13 protein-coding genes are annotated in these 17817 nt (G+C 59.8%); 8 read left to right on the top strand and 5 right to left on the bottom strand.

Annotated elements, in window-relative coordinates:
• Positions 1-199: 199 nt before the first annotated feature.
• From CCX46_RS05670 to CCX46_RS05655, 4 genes are all read left to right on the top strand, one after another.
• The gene (locus CCX46_RS05670) at positions 200-2791 is read left to right on the top strand and encodes a glycosyltransferase (RefSeq protein WP_127925997.1); all 2592 of its coding nucleotides are present in this window, start codon (positions 200-202) and stop codon (positions 2789-2791) included.
• A gap of 239 nt (positions 2792-3030) precedes the next feature.
• Positions 3031-4182 carry a succinyl-diaminopimelate desuccinylase gene (gene dapE / locus CCX46_RS05665; RefSeq protein ID WP_127925996.1) on the top strand — a complete coding sequence of 384 codons (1152 nt, stop codon included), beginning with the start codon at positions 3031-3033 and terminating at the stop codon, positions 4180-4182.
• A complete protein-coding gene (locus tag CCX46_RS05660) occupies positions 4182-4991 on the top strand; it encodes a putative RNA methyltransferase (protein WP_127925995.1) in 810 nt (269 codons plus the stop codon). Before dapE ends, CCX46_RS05660 begins: the two co-directional genes overlap by 1 nt.
• Before the next feature lie 75 nt (positions 4992-5066).
• Complete coding sequence (locus tag CCX46_RS05655; protein WP_127925994.1) at positions 5067-5444, top strand: hypothetical protein; 378 nt, start codon at positions 5067-5069, stop codon at positions 5442-5444.
• A gap of 111 nt (positions 5445-5555) precedes the next feature.
• On the opposite strand, the gene CCX46_RS05650 is transcribed toward CCX46_RS05655, so the two are convergent.
• Positions 5556-5765: a cold-shock protein gene (locus tag CCX46_RS05650; RefSeq protein ID WP_007908870.1), complete on the bottom strand. Its 210-nt coding sequence runs from the start codon at positions 5763-5765 to the stop codon at positions 5556-5558.
• A 238-nt stretch (positions 5766-6003) separates the two neighbouring features.
• Here CCX46_RS05650 and plsB point away from each other — a divergent pair, with 238 nt between their 5' ends.
• The 3 genes from plsB (at position 6004) to CCX46_RS05635 (ending at position 9751) form a co-directional block, all read left to right on the top strand.
• The gene (gene plsB, locus CCX46_RS05645) at positions 6004-8505 is read left to right on the top strand and encodes a glycerol-3-phosphate 1-O-acyltransferase PlsB (protein WP_127925993.1); all 2502 of its coding nucleotides are present in this window, start codon (positions 6004-6006) and stop codon (positions 8503-8505) included.
• 130 nt (positions 8506-8635) lie between these two features.
• Positions 8636-9034, top strand: a complete 399-nt coding sequence (locus CCX46_RS05640) for a YbaY family lipoprotein (RefSeq protein WP_127925992.1) — start codon at positions 8636-8638, stop codon at positions 9032-9034.
• A 27-nt stretch (positions 9035-9061) separates the two neighbouring features.
• Positions 9062-9751, top strand: coding sequence for a DUF4197 domain-containing protein (locus tag CCX46_RS05635; RefSeq protein ID WP_116028733.1), 690 nt, complete (start codon positions 9062-9064; stop codon positions 9749-9751).
• On the opposite strand, the gene CCX46_RS05630 is transcribed toward CCX46_RS05635, so the two are convergent.
• From CCX46_RS05630 to CCX46_RS05620, 3 genes are all read right to left on the bottom strand, one after another.
• The gene (locus tag CCX46_RS05630) at positions 9748-11139 is read right to left on the bottom strand and encodes a Fic family protein (RefSeq protein WP_127925991.1); all 1392 of its coding nucleotides are present in this window, start codon (positions 11137-11139) and stop codon (positions 9748-9750) included. The genes CCX46_RS05635 and CCX46_RS05630 overlap by 4 nt on opposite strands.
• A 798-nt stretch (positions 11140-11937) precedes the next feature.
• A complete protein-coding gene (locus tag CCX46_RS05625) occupies positions 11938-15006 on the bottom strand; it encodes an efflux RND transporter permease subunit (protein WP_127925990.1) in 3069 nt (1022 codons plus the stop codon).
• A gap of 6 nt (positions 15007-15012) precedes the next feature.
• Positions 15013-16113: an efflux RND transporter periplasmic adaptor subunit gene (locus CCX46_RS05620; RefSeq protein ID WP_123594900.1), complete on the bottom strand. Its 1101-nt coding sequence runs from the start codon at positions 16111-16113 to the stop codon at positions 15013-15015.
• A 94-nt stretch (positions 16114-16207) separates the two neighbouring features.
• Here CCX46_RS05620 and CCX46_RS05615 point away from each other — a divergent pair, with 94 nt between their 5' ends.
• A complete protein-coding gene (locus CCX46_RS05615; RefSeq protein ID WP_127925989.1) occupies positions 16208-16843 on the top strand; it encodes a TetR/AcrR family transcriptional regulator in 636 nt (211 codons plus the stop codon).
• A 105-nt stretch (positions 16844-16948) separates the two neighbouring features.
• Here the strand turns inward: CCX46_RS05615 and CCX46_RS05610 are convergent, their stop codons facing one another.
• On the bottom strand, positions 16949-17731 hold the full coding sequence (locus tag CCX46_RS05610; RefSeq protein ID WP_127925988.1) for a class I SAM-dependent methyltransferase: 783 nt from the start codon (positions 17729-17731) through the stop codon (positions 16949-16951).
• Between the last annotated feature and the right edge of the window lie 86 nt (positions 17732-17817).

Here is a 17817-nt window from a genome sequence, read left to right as displayed (position 1 = left end):
GCGCGCATTATAGGGCTACGCGGCGACAAGTTCTAAACATCAGCTACAAGTGTAAGAACTTAAGTCAAAGTCGGCTGCCCAATGTCGGGCATTTCCCTGTCTGATGTACGACTTGTGAGCTGCCGGTGTAGGATGCGCGCCCCTCGGGCGTCTAGCCGACCGATCCTTCGTTCCACAGCCTTTGGAACCCGAAATAGCTATGTCATCGCGTAAATTTGGACTCAACCTGGTGGTGGTTCTGGCAATCGCTGCCCTGTTCACCGGTTTCTGGGCGCTGATCAATCGCCCGGTTTCCGCGCCGAACTGGCCGGAGCAGATCTCCGGTTTCTCCTATTCGCCGTTCCAGCAAGGACAATTCCCGCAGAAGGATCAGTATCCGTCTGACGACGAAATGCGCCGTGATCTGGAGATCATGAGCAAGCTGACGGACAACATCCGCATCTACTCGGTCGACGGTTCGCTGCAAGACATCCCGAAACTGGCTGAGGAATTCGGCCTGCGCGTGACCCTGGGGATCTGGATCAGCCCCGACCAGGAACGCAACGAACGGGAAATCACCCGCGCCATCGAACTGGCCAACACTTCGCGCAGCGTGGTTCGTGTGGTGGTCGGTAACGAAGCGATTTTCCGTAAGGAAATCACCGCCCAAGAGCTGAGCGTATTGCTCGATCGCGTGCGCGCTGCGGTGAAAGTGCCGGTGACCACGTCCGAGCAATGGCACGTCTGGGAAGAACACCCGGAACTGGCCAAGCACGTTGACCTGATCGCTGCGCACGTTCTGCCTTACTGGGAATTCATCCCGGTCGACAAGGCCGGCCAGTTCGTGTTCGACCGTGCCCGCGATCTGAAAAAGCTGTTCCCGAAAAAACCGCTGCTACTCTCCGAGGTCGGCTGGCCGAGCAACGGCCGCATGCGTGGCGGCGCCGATGCGTCGCCGGCGGATCAGGCGATCTACCTGCGGACCTTGGTCAACAAGCTCAACCGCCAAGGCTTCAACTACTTCGTGATCGAAGCGTTCGACCAGCCGTGGAAGGCCAGTGACGAAGGTTCGGTCGGCGCGTACTGGGGCGTGTTCAACGCCGCGCGTCAGCAGAAATTCAACTTCGAAGGCCCGGTGGTCGCGATCCCGCAATGGCGCGTGCTGGCGATCGGTTCGGTGGTGCTGGCGCTGTTGTCGCTGACCTTGCTGATGATCGACGGCTCGGCCCTGCGTCAGCGTGGGCGGATCTTCCTGACCTTCATCGCCTTCCTTTGCGGTTCGGTGCTGGTGTGGATCGGCTACGACTACAGCCTGCAATACAGCACGTGGTTCAGTCTGACAGTGGGCTTCCTCTTGGCGCTCGGCGCGCTCGGGGTGTTTATCGTCTTGCTGACGGAGGCGCATGAACTGGCTGAAGCGGTGTGGATTCACAAGCGTCGGCGCGAGTTCCTGCCGGTGGAAGGCGACTCCAGCTATCGCCCGAAAGTGTCGATCCACGTGCCGTGCTACAACGAGCCGCCGGAGATGGTCAAACAGACCCTCGACGCCCTCGCCGCCCTCGATTATCCAGACTACGAAGTCCTGATCATCGACAACAACACCAAGGATCCGGCGGTGTGGGAACCGGTGCGTGACTACTGCGCAACCCTCGGCCCGCGCTTCAAGTTCTTCCACGTCTCGCCGCTGGCCGGTTTCAAGGGCGGCGCGCTGAACTACCTGATTCCGCACACCGCCAAGGACGCCGAAGTGATCGCGGTGATCGACTCCGATTACTGCGTGCACCCGAACTGGCTCAAGCACATGGTGCCGCACTTCGCCGACCCGAAAATCGCCGTGGTGCAGTCGCCGCAGGATTATCGCGACCAGAACGAAAGCACCTTCAAGAAGCTCTGCTACGCCGAATACAAAGGTTTCTTCCACATCGGCATGGTCACCCGTAACGACCGTGACGCGATCATTCAGCACGGCACCATGACCATGACCCGTCGTTCGGTGCTGGAAGAATTGGGTTGGGCCGACTGGTGCATCTGTGAAGATGCCGAACTCGGTCTGCGCGTGTTCGAAAAAGGCCTGTCGGCGGCGTATTACCACGACAGCTACGGCAAGGGCCTGATGCCGGATACGTTTATCGACTTCAAGAAACAGCGTTTTCGCTGGGCTTACGGTGCGATTCAGATCATCAAGCGCCACACCAGCAGCCTGTTGCGCGGCAAGGACACCGAGCTGACCCGTGGCCAGCGGTATCATTTCCTCGCGGGCTGGTTGCCGTGGGTGGCGGACGGCATGAATATCTTCTTCACCGTCGGTGCGCTGTTGTGGTCGGCGGCAATGATCATCGTGCCGCAGCGGGTCGATCCGCCGCTGCTGATTTTCGCGATTCCGCCGTTGGCACTGTTCGTGTTCAAGGTCGGCAAGATCATCTTCCTGTATCGCCGAGCAGTTGGCGTGAACCTGAAAGATGCCTTCTGCGCGGCACTGGCCGGGCTGGCGTTGTCGCACACCATCGCCAAAGCGGTGCTGTACGGCTTCTTCACCAGCAGCATTCCGTTCTTCCGCACGCCGAAAAACGCCGACAACCATGGCTTCTGGGTGGCGATTTCCGAAGCGCGGGAAGAGCTGTTCATCATGCTGTTGTTGTGGGGCGCGGCGCTGGGGATCTACTTGGTCAACGGCATGCCGAGCAACGACATGCGTTTCTGGGTGGTGATGTTGCTGGTGCAGTCGCTGCCGTATCTGGCGGCGCTGATCATGGCGTTCCTGTCGTCGCTGCCAAAACCTGCAGCCAAGCCTGAGCCGGCGCCGGTCGTCTAAATCCTCATCGATGCACTAAACGGCGGCCAATGGTCGCCGTTTTGCTTTAAGATAACCGCCATTTTGCGGGGCTTGGCGTGATAACCGGTCTGATTGACCGAACCCTATCCCCTGTGGGAGCGAGCCTGCTCGCGAAGGCGTTGTAACAATCACCAACTATGTTGACTGACACAACGCATTCGCGAGCAGGCTCTCTCCCACAGTGGCCCTCGCTCAAATTCATGATCCCGGAGTTTTCCATGACGGCCCACGCCGACCTTTCGCCGACCCTCCAACTCGCCATCGACCTGATCCGCCGTCCGTCCGTGACGCCGGTCGACGCCGATTGCCAGAAGCAGATGATGCAGCGCCTGGGCGATGCCGGTTTCAGCCTCGAGCCGATGCGCATCGAAGATGTGGATAACTTCTGGGCGACCCACGGCACCAACGACGGCCCGGTACTGTGCTTCGCCGGTCACACCGACGTGGTGCCGACCGGCCCGGTCACCGCGTGGCAGATCGACCCGTTCAACGCCGTGATCGATGAGCACGGCATGCTCTGCGGCCGTGGCGCGGCGGACATGAAAGGCAGCCTGGCGTCGATGACCGTCGCCGCTGAGCGTTTTGTCGCCGACTACCCGAACCACAAGGGCAAGGTCGCGTTCCTGATCACCAGCGACGAAGAAGGCCCGGCGCACCACGGCACCAAGGCAGTGGTCGAGCGCTTGGCCGCGCGTAATGAGCGTCTGGACTGGTGCATCGTCGGCGAACCGTCGAGCACCACGCTGGTTGGCGACGTGGTGAAAAACGGCCGTCGCGGCTCGCTGGGTGCCAAGCTCACGGTCAAAGGCATTCAGGGCCACGTCGCCTATCCACACTTGGCAAAGAATCCGATCCACCTCGCCGCTCCGGCGCTGGCCGAACTGGCCGCCGAGCATTGGGATCACGGCAACGATTTCTTCCCGCCGACCAGTTTCCAGATCTCCAACGTCAATTCCGGCACCGGCGCGACCAACGTGATTCCAGGTGATCTGGTGGCGGTGTTCAACTTCCGTTTCTCTACCGAATCAACCGTCGAAGGCCTGCAGAAACGCGTGGCTGATATCCTCGACAAGCACGATCTGGACTGGCACATCGACTGGGCGCTGTCCGGTCTGCCGTTCCTCACCGAACCGGGCGCGTTGCTCGACGCGGTGTCGGCGAGCATCAAGGACATCACTGGTCGCGAGACCAAGGCGTCCACCAGCGGCGGCACCTCCGATGGCCGTTTCATCGCGACCATGGGTACGCAGGTGGTTGAACTGGGCCCGGTCAACGCGACCATTCACCAGGTCAACGAACGCGTGCTGGCAGCAGATCTCGATGTGCTGACCGAAATCTACTACCAGACCCTGATCAAGTTGCTCGCCTGATGCTCGCTTGCCCCATCTGCAGTGAACCGCTGAATGCGGTGGATAACGGCGTGGTCTGCCCCGCCGGCCATCGTTTCGACCGTGCGCGACAGGGTTACCTGAACCTGCTGCCGGTGCAGCACAAAAACAGCCGTGATCCTGGCGACAACCAGGCCATGGTCGAAGCGCGCCGCGACTTCCTGAACGCCGGACATTACGCGCCGGTGGCCAAGCGTCTGGCCGAACTGGCAGCGAGTTATGCGCCGGATCGCTGGGTCGACATCGGCTGTGGCGAGGGTTATTACACCGCGCAGATCGCCGAGGCCTTGCCGCACGCGGATGGCTACGCACTGGACATCTCCCGCGAAGCGGTCAAACGCGCCTGCAAGCGTAATCCGGCGATTACTTGGTTGATCGCCAGCATGGCCCGCGTGCCGTTGGCGTCGGGCAGTTGCCAGTTTCTCGCCAGTGTTTTCAGTCCTTTGGATTGGGAAGAGGCCAAGCGCTTGCTCAGTGTCGGCGGCGGTCTGATGAAAGTCGGCCCGACCAGCGGCCACCTGATGGAGTTGCGCGAACGCCTGTACGACGAAGTGCGCGAGTACACCGACGACAAGCATCTGGCCCTGGTGCCGGAAGGCATGGCGCTGGCGCACAGTGAAACCCTGGAATTCAAGCTGACGCTGGACAAGCCCGAGGATCGCGCCAACCTGTTGGCGATGACGCCCCACGGCTGGCGCGCCAGTGCCGAGCGTCGTGCGGCGGTGATCGAACAGGCCGAGCCGTTCGAGACCACTGTGTCGATGCGCTACGATTATTTCGTTCTTCAATAACTTTTGGTCTCGGGCGAGTGCCCGGGGCCGGCTAAATCCGCGAATGGATTTTTCAGACCCGCAGTGAGGACATCCATGCGCCAACCGGATATCGAGATTTACCTGAAAGACGCCGACGTCGACCACAAGGCCATTTCGGCCTGGCTGGGCGCCGCGCTGGGCCCGTGCACCGACTGGGTTCAGAAAGGCCAGACCTGGAAGTGCAAGGCCGGCAACGTGCCGGTGACCTGGCTGCCGAAAGCCGTGGGCAAATGGAACAGCCTGTACCTGGAAAGCGACCAGACGCCATGGGACGACGACATCGCCTGCGCCCGCGCCGCATTCGCTGCGCTGAACGTGGAAGTGCGTTGCGCGCCGGGCACGTGGGTTGAAGAAGAAGGTGAGGAAACGGCGGATCGCTGGATGCGCATCAGCGAAGACGGTGAAGAAGAGATCACCTGGAAAACTGCCTGAAACTGATCGTTCCCACGCTCCGCGTGGGAATGCAGCCCGGGACGCTCTGCGTCCCAAAGCGAACGCGGAGCGTCCGTTGAGGCGTTCCCACGCAGAGCGTGGGAACGATCATCACAGGCCTACAACATCCTCAGCCTGCAAACCCTTCTCGCCAGTAATCACCGCGTATTCAACCTGCTGGCCTTCAGTCAGCGAGCGATGCCCTTCGCCGCGAATCGCGCGGTAGTGCACGAACACGTCCACCCCGTCTTCGCGCTGGATAAAGCCGTAGCCTTTGGCGTCGTTGAACCACTTCACGTTGCCGGTTTCACGTGTTGCCATCTGTTCATACTCCTTTTTTATTATTGAACAGGCTTTTCGCAGGAAAGCCTTTGCGGAACGTCAGCCTGCGTCCGACGTCCATAAAAGGGCCCCGGCGACAGACCGCCGAGTATATGACAGGCGCGAAAACTCTCAACAGGAGATTACTTCGCCGCTTTTTTGCCGATTTTCGGTGAATACGGCAAACTGTCGACCTCCCGAGCAAATGCTCGGTTTTATCCACTCACGCAGAAGCCGTATGACCCGTTCCCCGTTCCGCCGTCTTGTGTTTGGCACCTTGCGCCGACTGTTGTACCTCTGGGTCCGCTCGGAAACGATCAACCAGTCGTCGTTCACCCTCAACCTCGACCGCAGTCGTCCGGTGTTCTACGTCCTGCAAAACCCTTCGCTGACCGATCTGGCCGTGCTCGACACCGAGTGCACCAAGGCCGGCCTGCCGCGTCCGGTGCTGCCGGTGTCGGTGGGTTCGCTGATCGAACCGGCGGCGTTTTTCTACCTGACGCCGGACCCAGACTGGCTCGGTCGCCAGGACAAACGCGGCGCGCCGCCAACCCTGACTCGCCTGGTCAGCGCACTGACGCAGAACGCTGCTGAAGATGCGCAGATCATTCCGGTCAGCGTGTTCTGGGGCCAATCGCCGGACAGCGAAAACAGTCCGTGGAAGCTGTTGTTCGCCGACAGCTGGGCCGTCACCGGGCGCCTGCGTCGTCTGTTGAGCATCATTGTTCTCGGGCGTAAAACCCGCGTGCAATTCTCGGCGCCGATTCACCTGCGCGAGCTGATCGAGCACAACAAGGGCCACGAACGCACCGTGCGCATGGCCCAGCGAATCCTGCGCGTACACTTCCGTAATCTGAAAGCAGCGGTGATCGGCCCGGACATTTCCCACCGTCGCAACCTGGTCAAAGGTCTGCTCAACCAGCCACTGGTCAAGCAAGCGATCCTCGACGAAGCCGAGCGCGAAAACATCTCCGCGGAGAAAGCCAAGGCCCAGGCCCTGCGTTACGGCAACGAGATCGCCTCGGACTACACCTACACCGCGATCCGCTTCCTCGAAGTGGTGCTCAGCTGGTTCTGGAACAAGATCTACGACGGCATCAAGGTCAACCACATCGAAGGCGTGCAGAAAGTCGCGCAGGGGCACGAAGTGATCTACGTACCGTGCCACCGCAGCCACATCGACTATTTGCTGCTGTCGTATCTGCTGTTCCGCAACGGCCTGACCCCGCCGCACATTGCCGCCGGGATCAACCTGAACATGCCGGTGATCGGCAGCCTGCTGCGTCGTGGCGGTGCATTCTTCATGCGTCGCACATTCAAGGGCAATCCGCTGTACACCTCAGTGTTCAACGAATACCTGCACACCCTGTTCACCAAAGGTTTCCCGGTCGAGTACTTCGTCGAGGGCGGTCGTTCGCGCACCGGACGCATGCTGCAACCGAAAACCGGGATGCTCGCGATTACGATGCGCAGCTTCCTGCGTTCGTCGCGCATGCCGATCGTGTTTGTGCCGGTGTACATCGGTTATGAGCGCGTGCTGGAAGGTCGCACCTACCTCGGCGAACTGCGCGGCGCGAGCAAGAAGAAAGAATCGATCTTCGACATTTTCAAAGTCATCGGTGCGCTCAAGCAGCGCTTCGGTCAGGTCGCGGTGAACTTCGGCGAGCCGATCAAACTGGCGGAATTCCTTGATGCCGAGCAACCGGACTGGCGCCAGCAGGAACTCGGCCCACAGTACAAGCCGGCGTGGCTCAACGAAACCACCAATCGCCTTGGCGAGAAAGTCGCGCAGCATTTGAACGAAGCGGCGGCGATCAACCCGGTCAATCTTGTCGCGCTGGCGCTGCTGTCGACCACACGTCTGGCGCTGGACGATCGCGCCATGGCGCGGGTGCTGGACCTGTACCTGGCGCTGCTGCGCAAAGTCCCGTATTCGCCGCACACCACGCTGCCGGAAGGCGATGGTCGTGCGCTGATCGAGCACGTTAAGGACATGGACCTGCTCGCCGAGCAGAACGATGCGCTGGGCAAGATTCTCTATCTGGATGAGCAGAACGCCGTCCTGATGACCTACTACCGCAACAACGTGTTGCACATCTTCGCCCTGCCGGCGTTGCTGGCGAGCTTCTTCCAGAGCGCTTCGCGCATGAGCCGCGAACAGATCCTGCGCTACACCCGCGCGTTGTATCCGTACCTGCAATCGGAACTGTTCATTCGCTGGACGCTGGAGGAATTGGACGGCGTAGTCGATCAGTGGCTGGAAGCGTTTGTCGAGCAAGGCCTGCTGCGTTTCGAGAAAGACGTTTATCAGCGTCCGGCACCGAGTTCGCGGCATTTCGTCTTGCTGACGCTGCTGTCGAAGAGCATCGCCCAGACCTTGCAGCGCTTCTACATGACCGTGTCCTTGCTGCTCAACAGCGGCCAGAACACCGTCAGCGCCGAAGAGCTGGAAGATCTCTGCACGGTCATGGCCCAGCGCCTGTCGATCCTCCACGGTCTGAATGCGCCGGAGTTCTTCGACAAGAGCCTGTTCCGTCACTTCATCCAGACGATGCTCGACCTCGACGTGCTGCGTCGCGACGAGGCCGGCAAACTGAGTTATCACGAGCTGCTCGGCGAACTCGCCGAAGGTGCGGCCAAGCGCGTGTTGCCGGCGGAGATTCGTTTGTCGATCCGCCAGGTTGCACTGCATCGCAGTGAAGATGCTGCCGATCAGGTCGTCGCCCAACCCGAGACCTGATGCAAACCCTGTGGGAGCGAGCCTGCTCGCGAAGGCGGAGTGTCAGTCGACATCTCAGTGACTGAAATACCGCTTTCGCGAGCAGGTCGAATCGTCGCAACGTCGCTCCCACATTGAAAGGAGATGTACCTTGAAGAAACTACTAACCCTCGCCACCGCTACGCTGTTGAGCGCCTGCCAATCGACCACACCTGCCGGCAAGGTCGGCCTCGACGGTGAAGTGTTCTACCTGCAGCGCATCGCCCTGCCACCGAGCGCGACCCTCAGCGTCAGCCTGCAGGACGTTTCGCTGGCCGATGCGCCAGCCGTGGTGCTGGACGAGCAGAAAGGCCCGGTCATAGGCCAGGTGCCGCTGCCCTTCCACTTGAGCTACGATCCGGCGCAGGTCAAACCCGGCCATCGTTACTCGGTCAGCGCGCGCATTGAAGTCAACGGCGAACTGATGTTCATCACTACCGAAAACCACGCCGTGCAACTCGACGGCAACGACCCGCAGCCGCTGAAAATCCGCGTCGACGCCGTTCGTTAATTCATTTTCTGCCTCAAGGAAGCCGCCATGCTCCGCCCTACCCTTCGCTTCGCCGGCCTGTGTGCAGGCCTGATGATATCCGCCAGCGCCATGGCCTTGTCGCTGAGTGACCTGTCGCAAAAAGACGCCACCGGCGGCCTCAAGGATGCCCTGACCCAAGGTGCGCAAATCGCCGTCAAACAACTCGGCACACCCGGCGGTTTCAGCAACAACCCCGACGTGAAGATCGAACTGCCGGGCAAACTCGGCAAAGCCGCGAGCAAAATGAAAGCCTTCGGCATGGGCGCCCAGGTTGAAGAACTGGAAACTGCCATGAACAAGGCTGCCGAATCCGCGGTGACCCAGGCCCAGCCAATCCTCGTCGACGCCGTGAAGAAAATGAGCGTGGAAGACGCCAAAGGCATCCTCAGTGGCGGCAAGGACTCGGCCACGCAATACCTCGACAAATCCAGCCGCGAACAGATCCGCGCCAAGTTCCTGCCGATCGTCAAACAAGCGACCGACAAGGTTGGCGTAGCGCAGAAGTACAACTCGTTCGCGGGCCAGGCTGCTGCGTTTGGCGTTGTCGATGCGAAGAGCGCCAACGTTGAAAACTACGTCACCGAGCAAGCGCTCAATGGCCTGTTCGAGATGATCGGCAAACAGGAAGAAACCATCCGCCAGAACCCGGCCGCTGCGGCGACCAGCCTGGCGAAGAAGGTGTTCGGCACGCTTTAAGCTGACACAACATGGGGGCGAAGGAATTCGCTCCCGTGCTTCCATCCACCTACAGGATTGCGTAAAAAGAACACCCACTCCCGCCCCATCTTCCTTCGTTCAAAAACACGCAACTCGTCTAATCCGTCTAGTGCCGACGCCGCCTCGCTATGCGAGCAAGCAAAATTCCCAGCCACATTGCTCGCGGTGAACTCCTTCGCCACTCCGTTTTTGGCCACCTCGTACAACGCGCGTTGTTTTTCCGTGAGTTGATCAAAGAAGCCGCAATTCTTCAGCCTGCGCTCGAACTCTTCGGTGCACCCCACGCTCTTGCGGTAAACATCGGTAAACCCGAGCACCGCTCGCTGGATCACCGAACACTGGAATTCGATGAAGTACGTCAGATCCAGCTCATCCGCCTCGGTATGCAGGTATGAACGTCCATATTTCACCGGTGCATTACGCAGTAACAAACTGATCGCTATGTAGCGAAACGCCGCAAACTCGTTCTTGAACATGAACCAGTAAAACAACGCCCTGGCGACCCGCCCGTTACCGTCGCGGAAGGGATGTTCGTAGCCCAAGGCAAAATGCAGCGTGATCGCCTTGATCAGTGGATGCAGATAGCTCGTCTCTTGCGGTGAGTCTTCGGGCAGATTGATCCAGTGCGACAGTCGCTCAAGCCGCGACACCAATCCTGCTGCAGGTGGCGGCCGGTGCACCGTGTCGCCCGCCCCGTCCTGAACGACCACCTCGTCATTGGTCCTGAACACCCCAGGGAAATACTGCTCGTCATCGATACCCTCGACCCCCACCCGATGAATCGCCGCAATCAAATCCACGCTCAAGGGTTCGTAACGCCTCTCCCAGGCGAAATTCATCATCCGGTAATTACCCATCACCATGCGTTCATCCGGAGTACGAGGCTGGCGCTGGTGTTTGAGCATGTCCTTGGCCACACGCGTAGTGGTTGCTGCGCCTTCCAACTGGCTACTGGCAATCGCTTCATCTTCGATAAGATCATTGAGCAGATAACTGAAATGCGCCCGTTCGCCAATCTGACTGGTCATGTATTCCAGCGCGGCCGTACTGGCCTGTCGATCCACGATGGAGATGGTTTTCTGTGCCAACGGCGTCAACAGATACTTGCCCCACTGCACAGGCTCGCCCAGTGGCAGAAGGTTGATGTGCTGGGCAGCCCGTGCCTTCTTGACCAAGGCCCAACAGAGCTTGGCATCCAGCCCTGGCGCCCAGCGATAACGCAACGCTTCAAATGGCAGATAACGACCTTGATCATCGAGCGGCTTGAGCAGCGCAAGATAATCCTCCAGACGATGCTTGTGGGGCGGGCGCACCAACAAGTCGAAAACGGGGTCGGTTCTGCCTTTCAATGCTGGCGGCTTTTTCATCAAGACAAACTCAGGAACGCTGGAAGCAGAGGCTGGAGTACAGCATCCGACGCACCAAGGCTCAATATCGGAGGTTTCTGAAAAAGATGTAGGAAGTGGCGGAGACAGAGCGGGTTATGGATAGTCAGCTAGAGACTGGTCGGCTACCAGGCCGCCTTCGCGAGCAGGCTCGCTCCCACCATTTGGATCGCATGCAGCAGTTAGAGACTGGGTGGCTTTTAGGGCGTCATCGCGAGCAGGCTCACTCCTACATTTGGATTGCGTACATCTGCAAAAAAAATAGGTCGGCTGTCAGGCCGCCTTCGCGAGCAAGCTCGCTCCTACAGTTGGATTGCGTACATCTGCAAAAAACAGGTCGGCTATCAGGCCGCCTTCGCGAGCAGGCTCGCTCCCACAAAAGAGCAAGAGCAGATCGCTTCTGCTCCTCACCACTCAACAGGATGAGCGTTAGCTCGGCTGCAGCTTTTGATCTTGATCTGGAAGCCCGTCGGCAGGCTGAGTGGAGGGATTGATCCGGGGGTGGGAGCGCAGCGACCGTTCGACGAAGTCGAACACATCGAGAGGAGGTGCAGCGAAGCAAACCGTAGGCGATGCCCCCGGATCGATCCCGGAGCGAAGGAACCCCGAGCCCCAGCGAGTGGGCCGAACGTCAGGGCAAAGACCTTTGGTTCCTTTGGGGCGTTTGCCAAAGGGACTCGCTGTAAAAGCGAAACCGCCAGCGGCAGCGCCCGCAGAAACGGATATTCACCCAACCCCCAAGAACATGGTCGGCCCGAAGGCCGCCACGTCAAACAAAGATCAAGCCTCGCGCCGAACCCTGAACCAAGCCGCATACAACGCCGGCAAAAACAACAGCGTCAACGCGGTCGCAACAATCAACCCCCCCATGATCGCCACCGCCATCGGCCCGAAAAACACACTCCGCGACAACGGAATCATCGCCAGCACCGCCGCCAACGCCGTCAACACAATCGGCCTGAAGCGTCGAACCGTAGCCTCGATAATCGCCTGCCAAGGCTTAAGCCCGGACTTGATATCCTGCTCAATCTGATCCACCAGAATCACCGAATTGCGCATGATCATCCCGGACAACGCAATCGTCCCCAACATCGCCACAAACCCGAACGGCTGGCGGAACACCATCAAAAACAGCACCACCCCGATCAACCCCAACGGCGCCGTCAAAAACACCATCGCCGTGCGCGAAAAACTGCGCAACTGCACCATCAGTAACGTCAGCACCACGACAATAAACATCGGCACCCCGGCATTCACCGACTTCTGCCCACGCTCGGAATCCTCCACCGTGCCGCCGACATCCAACAGATAACCATCGGGCAACTCGGCGCGAATCGAATCCAGCGTCGGCATGATCTGCTTCACCAGCGTCGCCGGCTGTTCCTTGCCATAAATATCCGCCCGCACGGTCACGTTCGGCAGACGATTGCGGTGCCAGATAATCCCTTCCTCAAAGCCGTATTCAAGGGTAGCAATCTGCGACAACGCCACGCTGCGGCCGTTATCCGTCGGCACCGCCAGACTCGGCAACAACGACAACTCGGTACGCTCATGCACCGTGCCGCGCAGCAGAATCTCGATCAACTCATTGTCTTCGCGATACTGGCTGACACTCGACCCGGTCAACGAACTCTGCAGGAATTTCGCCAGATTAGCCGTGCTCACACCCAACGCCCGGGCACGATCCTGATCGATATTCAGGTAGACCACCTTGCTCGGCTCTTCCCAATCCAGATGCACATTGACCACATGCGGGTTCTCGCGAACCTTGGCCGCCACTTTGCGCGCCAACGCGCGGACCTCTTCGATGTGTTCGCCGGTGACGCGGAACTGCACCGGATAGCCAACCGGCGGACCGTTTTCCAAGCGTGTAACCCGCGAACGCAATGCAGGAAATTGCTCGTTAAGCGTTTCGATCAACCATCTGCGCAGCGCCTCACGCTCTTCGATGGTTTTCGCCAACACCACAAACTGCGCGAAGCTCGCCGCCGGCAACTGCTGATCCAGCGGCAGGTAGAAACGCGGCGAACCGGTGCCAACATAGGCCACATAATTGTCGATGCCCGCATGATCCTTGAGCATCGCCTCCAGCCGTTTGACCTCACCGGTGGTATTGGCCAGCGACGCGCCTTCAGCCAATTTCAGATCGACCATCAACTCCAGTCGATTGGAGGCCGGGAAGAACTGCTGCGGGACGAAACGGAACAACATCACCGAGGCGATAAACAGCCCCACCGTCAGCACGATTACGGTCTTGCGATGCGCCACGCACCACTCCACCAAACGCCGAACCCGCTGATAGAACGGCGTGCCATACGGATCCGGCTGACCGTCGCCAGTGCCATGTTTGGCCGCATGAATTTTCGCCAGATCCGGCAGGAGTTTTTCCCCCAGATACGGCACAAACATCACCGCCGCCACCCACGAAGCGAGCAGCGCAATTGTGACAACCTGGAAGATCGAGCGGGTGTATTCGCCAGTGCCGGACTGCGCCGTGGCAATCGGCAGAAACCCGGCGGCAGTGATCAATGTGCCGGTGAGCATCGGGAACGCGGTGCTGGTCCAGGCATAACTCGCCGCGCGGATGCGATCAAAGCCCTGCTCCATTTTGATCGCCATCATTTCCACGGCGATGATCGCGTCGTCCACCAACAAGCCAAGCGCCAACACCAACGCGCCAAGGGAGATCTTGTGCAGGCCGATGCCGAGGTAATACATGCAGGCGAAAGTCATCGCCAGCACCAGCGGAATGGTCAGCGCCACCACCATGCCGGTGCGCACGCCGAGGGAGAAGAAGCTCACCAGCAAGACAATCGCCAGCGCTTCGACCAGTACCTGAACAAACTCGCCGACCCCGGTTTTCACCGCCGCCGGTTGATCGGAAACCTTGCGCAATTGCATACCGGCCGGGAGGTTTTTCTGGATGCGCGAGAACTCGCCTTCCAGCGCTTTACCCAGCACCAGAATGTCGCCGCCATCCTTCATCGCTACCGCCAGACCAATCGCGTCTTCGCCCATGAAGCGCATGCGCGGCGCCGGTGGATCGTTGAACCCGCGACGCACATCGGCGACATCGGAGATGCGGAACGTACGATCACCGACGCGGATCGGGAAGTTTTTTATCTCCTCGACCGTCTGAAAATTCCCTGAGACTCGTAGTTGCAAACGCTCGCTACCGGTTTCAAAGAACCCCGCGGTCGACACCGCGTTCTGCTCTTGCAGCGCTTGTTGCACCGCCGCCAGCGGCAAGCCGAGCGTTGCCAGTTTGACGTTGGACAGCTCGACCCAGATTTTCTCATCCTGCAAACCAAGCAGGTCAACCTTGCCAACATCCTTGACCCGTTGCAGCTGGATCTGGATACGGTCGGCGTAATCCTTGAGCACCGCGTAATCGAAACCGTCGCCGGTCAGCGCATAGATATTGCCGAACGTGGTACCGAATTCATCGTTGAAGAACGGCCCCTGTATGTCCGGCGGCAAGGTCTGGCGAATATCACTGACCTTCTTGCGCACCTGATACCAGAGGTCGGGAATTTCCTTGGAGTGCATCGAGTCGCGGGCAATGAATGTCACTTGGGATTCACCGGGGCGCGAGAACGACACAATGCGTTCGTACTCACCGGTTTCCATCAGCTTCTTTTCGATGCGTTCGGTAACCTGGCGCGAGACTTCCTGCGCGGTCGCCCCCGGCCAACGGGTTTGAATCACCATGGCTTTGAAAGTAAACGGCGGGTCTTCGCTCTGGCCGAGTTTGGTGTAGGACAACGCACCAACGATGGCCAGCAAAAGCATCAGGAACAGTACGATCTGGCGATTACGCAGCGCCCATTCGGAAAGGTTGAAGCGCATCGGGGCTTACTCCTTGTCCGCCAGATTGACCACACGGTTGGAGCGATCCACCGGACGCACCTGCTGCCCTTCAAGCAACACATGCACACCGGCGGCCACCACCCAGTCGCTGGCGTTCAAGCCTTCGAGCACCGGTACGCTTTTCTCGCCGAACGGGCCGATGCGCACCGGGGTTTTCTTCAAGGTGTTGTTGCCGTTGACGACCCACACGTAGGTCGCGCCGTTTTCCGCGGTGAGTGCCGAGAGCGGCACCGACAGGGAAACGCTGTCAGCCGATTGCACAAACACCCGGGCGCTCTGGCCCAGTTCGGCCGGGACTTTGCCGCCGGTGAAGGAAATACGTGCAGCAAAGGTGCGTGAGCGTGGATCGGCGGCGGGCGACAGTTCGCGGATCTGCCCGGCAAATCGCTGGTTTTGCTGCGTCCACAATTCAACCGTCACTGGCTGACCGACCTTGAAGCGCCCGAAGCTCTGCTCCGGCAGGCTGATCAACACTTCGCGCTCGCCATCAGTGGCCAAGGTGAATACGGTTTGCCCGGCGGCAACCACCTGCCCCACCTCGACCGAACGCTTGGCCACCACGCCATCCTGCGGCGCACGCAGCACGGCGTAACTGGCCTGATTGGTCGATACGTTGAATTCGGCTTTGATTTGTTTGAGGCGGGCTTCACCGGAGCGGTAAAGATTTTCGGCATTGTCGTAAGCCGAGCGGCTGACCATCTGCCGATCCATCAGGGTCTTGTAGCGATCGCGCTCGGCACGCACCAGATTGAGATTGGCTTCGGCGGCGGCGACCTGGGCGCGGGTGGCTTCCAGTTGCAGGCGCACGTCCTGCGGATCGAGCTCGGCGAGTGGCTGATCAGCCTTCACCCGCTGGCCCTCATCGACCAGTCGTCGGCTGACTTTGCCGCCAATGCGGAAGGCCAGATCGGGTTCGTAGCGAGCGCGAACCTCGCCCGGATAACTTTCCATCGCCTGCGCCGAAGGCTCTGGCTGCACCACCATGGCCGGTCGCACGGTGACTTGCGTCGCCTCTTCCTGACCACACGCTGACAAAAGGAACGCCAGACTCACTGGCAACGCGAGGGACAACGCATGGCGGAACATGGTGACGGACCTTTCGCTAATGGTGCTTGGAATAATTATACTGGCGGGTATGGTATTAATAGCAAACTCACCAGTCCAGTATTAAAAGCGAAGAATGTCGAACAATCTTTCAGCTCCAAACGGTCCGGGCCGCCCCAAGGATCTGGCCAAGCGCCAGGCCATCCTCGACGCGGCGAAAATTCTGTTTCTGAGTCATGGCTACGCCAACACCAGCATGGACGCGGTCGCCAGCGAGGCCGGCGTGTCGAAGCTGACGGTCTACAGCCATTTCAACGACAAGGAGACGCTGTTCTCCGCCGCCGTGGTGGCCAAATGCGAAGAGCAATTACCGCCACTGTTCTTCGAATTGCCTGAAGGCATCGCCGTGGAAAATGTGTTACTGAACATTGCGCGAGGCTTTCATCACCTGATCAACAGCGATGAATCGGTGAACTTGCACCGCTTGATCATGGCGCTGGGCAGTCAGGACCCGAAGCTGTCACTGATCTTCTTCGAGGCCGGCCCGCAGCGCATGGTGCAGGGCATGGAGCGGCTGTTGACGCGCATCCACGAGACGGGCGTGCTGAGCATCGATCTGCCGCGCAATGCCGCCGAGCATTTCTTTTGCCTGATCAAGGGCGCGGGAAATTTCCGGCTGTTGTATGGCTGTGGGGAGCCGTTGAGCGAAGAGGCTGCAGAGAGCCATATCGAGGAAGTGGTGGCTTTGTTTATGCGCGCCTATCGCCCCTGATTCTGTGGTGTCTGGGGGGACGCCTTCGCGAGCAGGCTCGCTCCCACAGTTGAAATGCATTCCAAGGTGGGAGCGAGCCTGCTCGCGAATAGCAGCGACTCGGTCTTAGGGTTTTAGCGCTTTCTTCGGATAGATGTCATAGCGGCTCGATTTGCCATCCAGCGCATGACTCGGCTTCGGCCCCTCAATGCACGGCGCCTTGCGCGGTCGCTTGACCACTACCCGGTGCGTCGCCAAGGCCAGCGCCGCCTGCAACAACGCCGGCGCATCCGGATCATCGCCCACCAGCGGCCGGAACAGACGCATTTCCTTCTTCACCAGCGCGGTCTTCTCGCGATGCGGAAACATCGGGTCGAGATAAATCACCTGCGGCGGCTCACCTTCCCAGTTCCGCATGACTTCGATGGAATTGCCCTTGAGCAATTTCATTCGCGCCACGATCGGCGCGACATCGAAATCTTCCGCAGCGCGTGCCAGGCCATCCTCCAGCAACGCCCCGATCAGCGGCTGGCGCTCGATCAGACTCATCTCGCAACCCAGACTGGCCAGCACGAACGCATCCTTGCCCAACCCCGCCGTGGCATCCAGCACCCGCGGGCGCACGCCTTGAGCAATGCCGACAGCCTTGGCGATCATCTGCCCGCTGCCGCCCCCGTATAAACGCCGATGCGCCGCGCCGCCTTCAACGAAGTCGACGCGCACCGGCCCCGGTGCGTCCGGGCCGAGCTGTTGCAGCTGCAAACCCTGCTCGCCGACCTGCAAGGCAAATTCGCCGTCCGCCACTTCAAGCGGCAGGCCCAAACGCTCGGCCCACTGCTCGGCTTGCGCGTCAAACGTCGGGCCGAGGGCCTGAACATGGATGCGGCAGGCCGCGGGTTGCTCAATCATGGAAAACACGCTCAAAAATTCAAGGATCGGCAAAAACCGCCGATAACTCATTCAACGCGCATTTTGCCAGAGCTGAGCGTCAACCG

Origin of the sequence: Pseudomonas sp. RU47 (assembly GCF_004011755.1) — a bacterium.
In the GTDB taxonomy this organism is placed as follows: Bacteria; Pseudomonadota; Gammaproteobacteria; order Pseudomonadales; family Pseudomonadaceae; genus Aquipseudomonas.
Note: the sequence above shows the minus strand (reverse complement) of the source record. Positions and strands in the feature narration are given on the sequence as shown.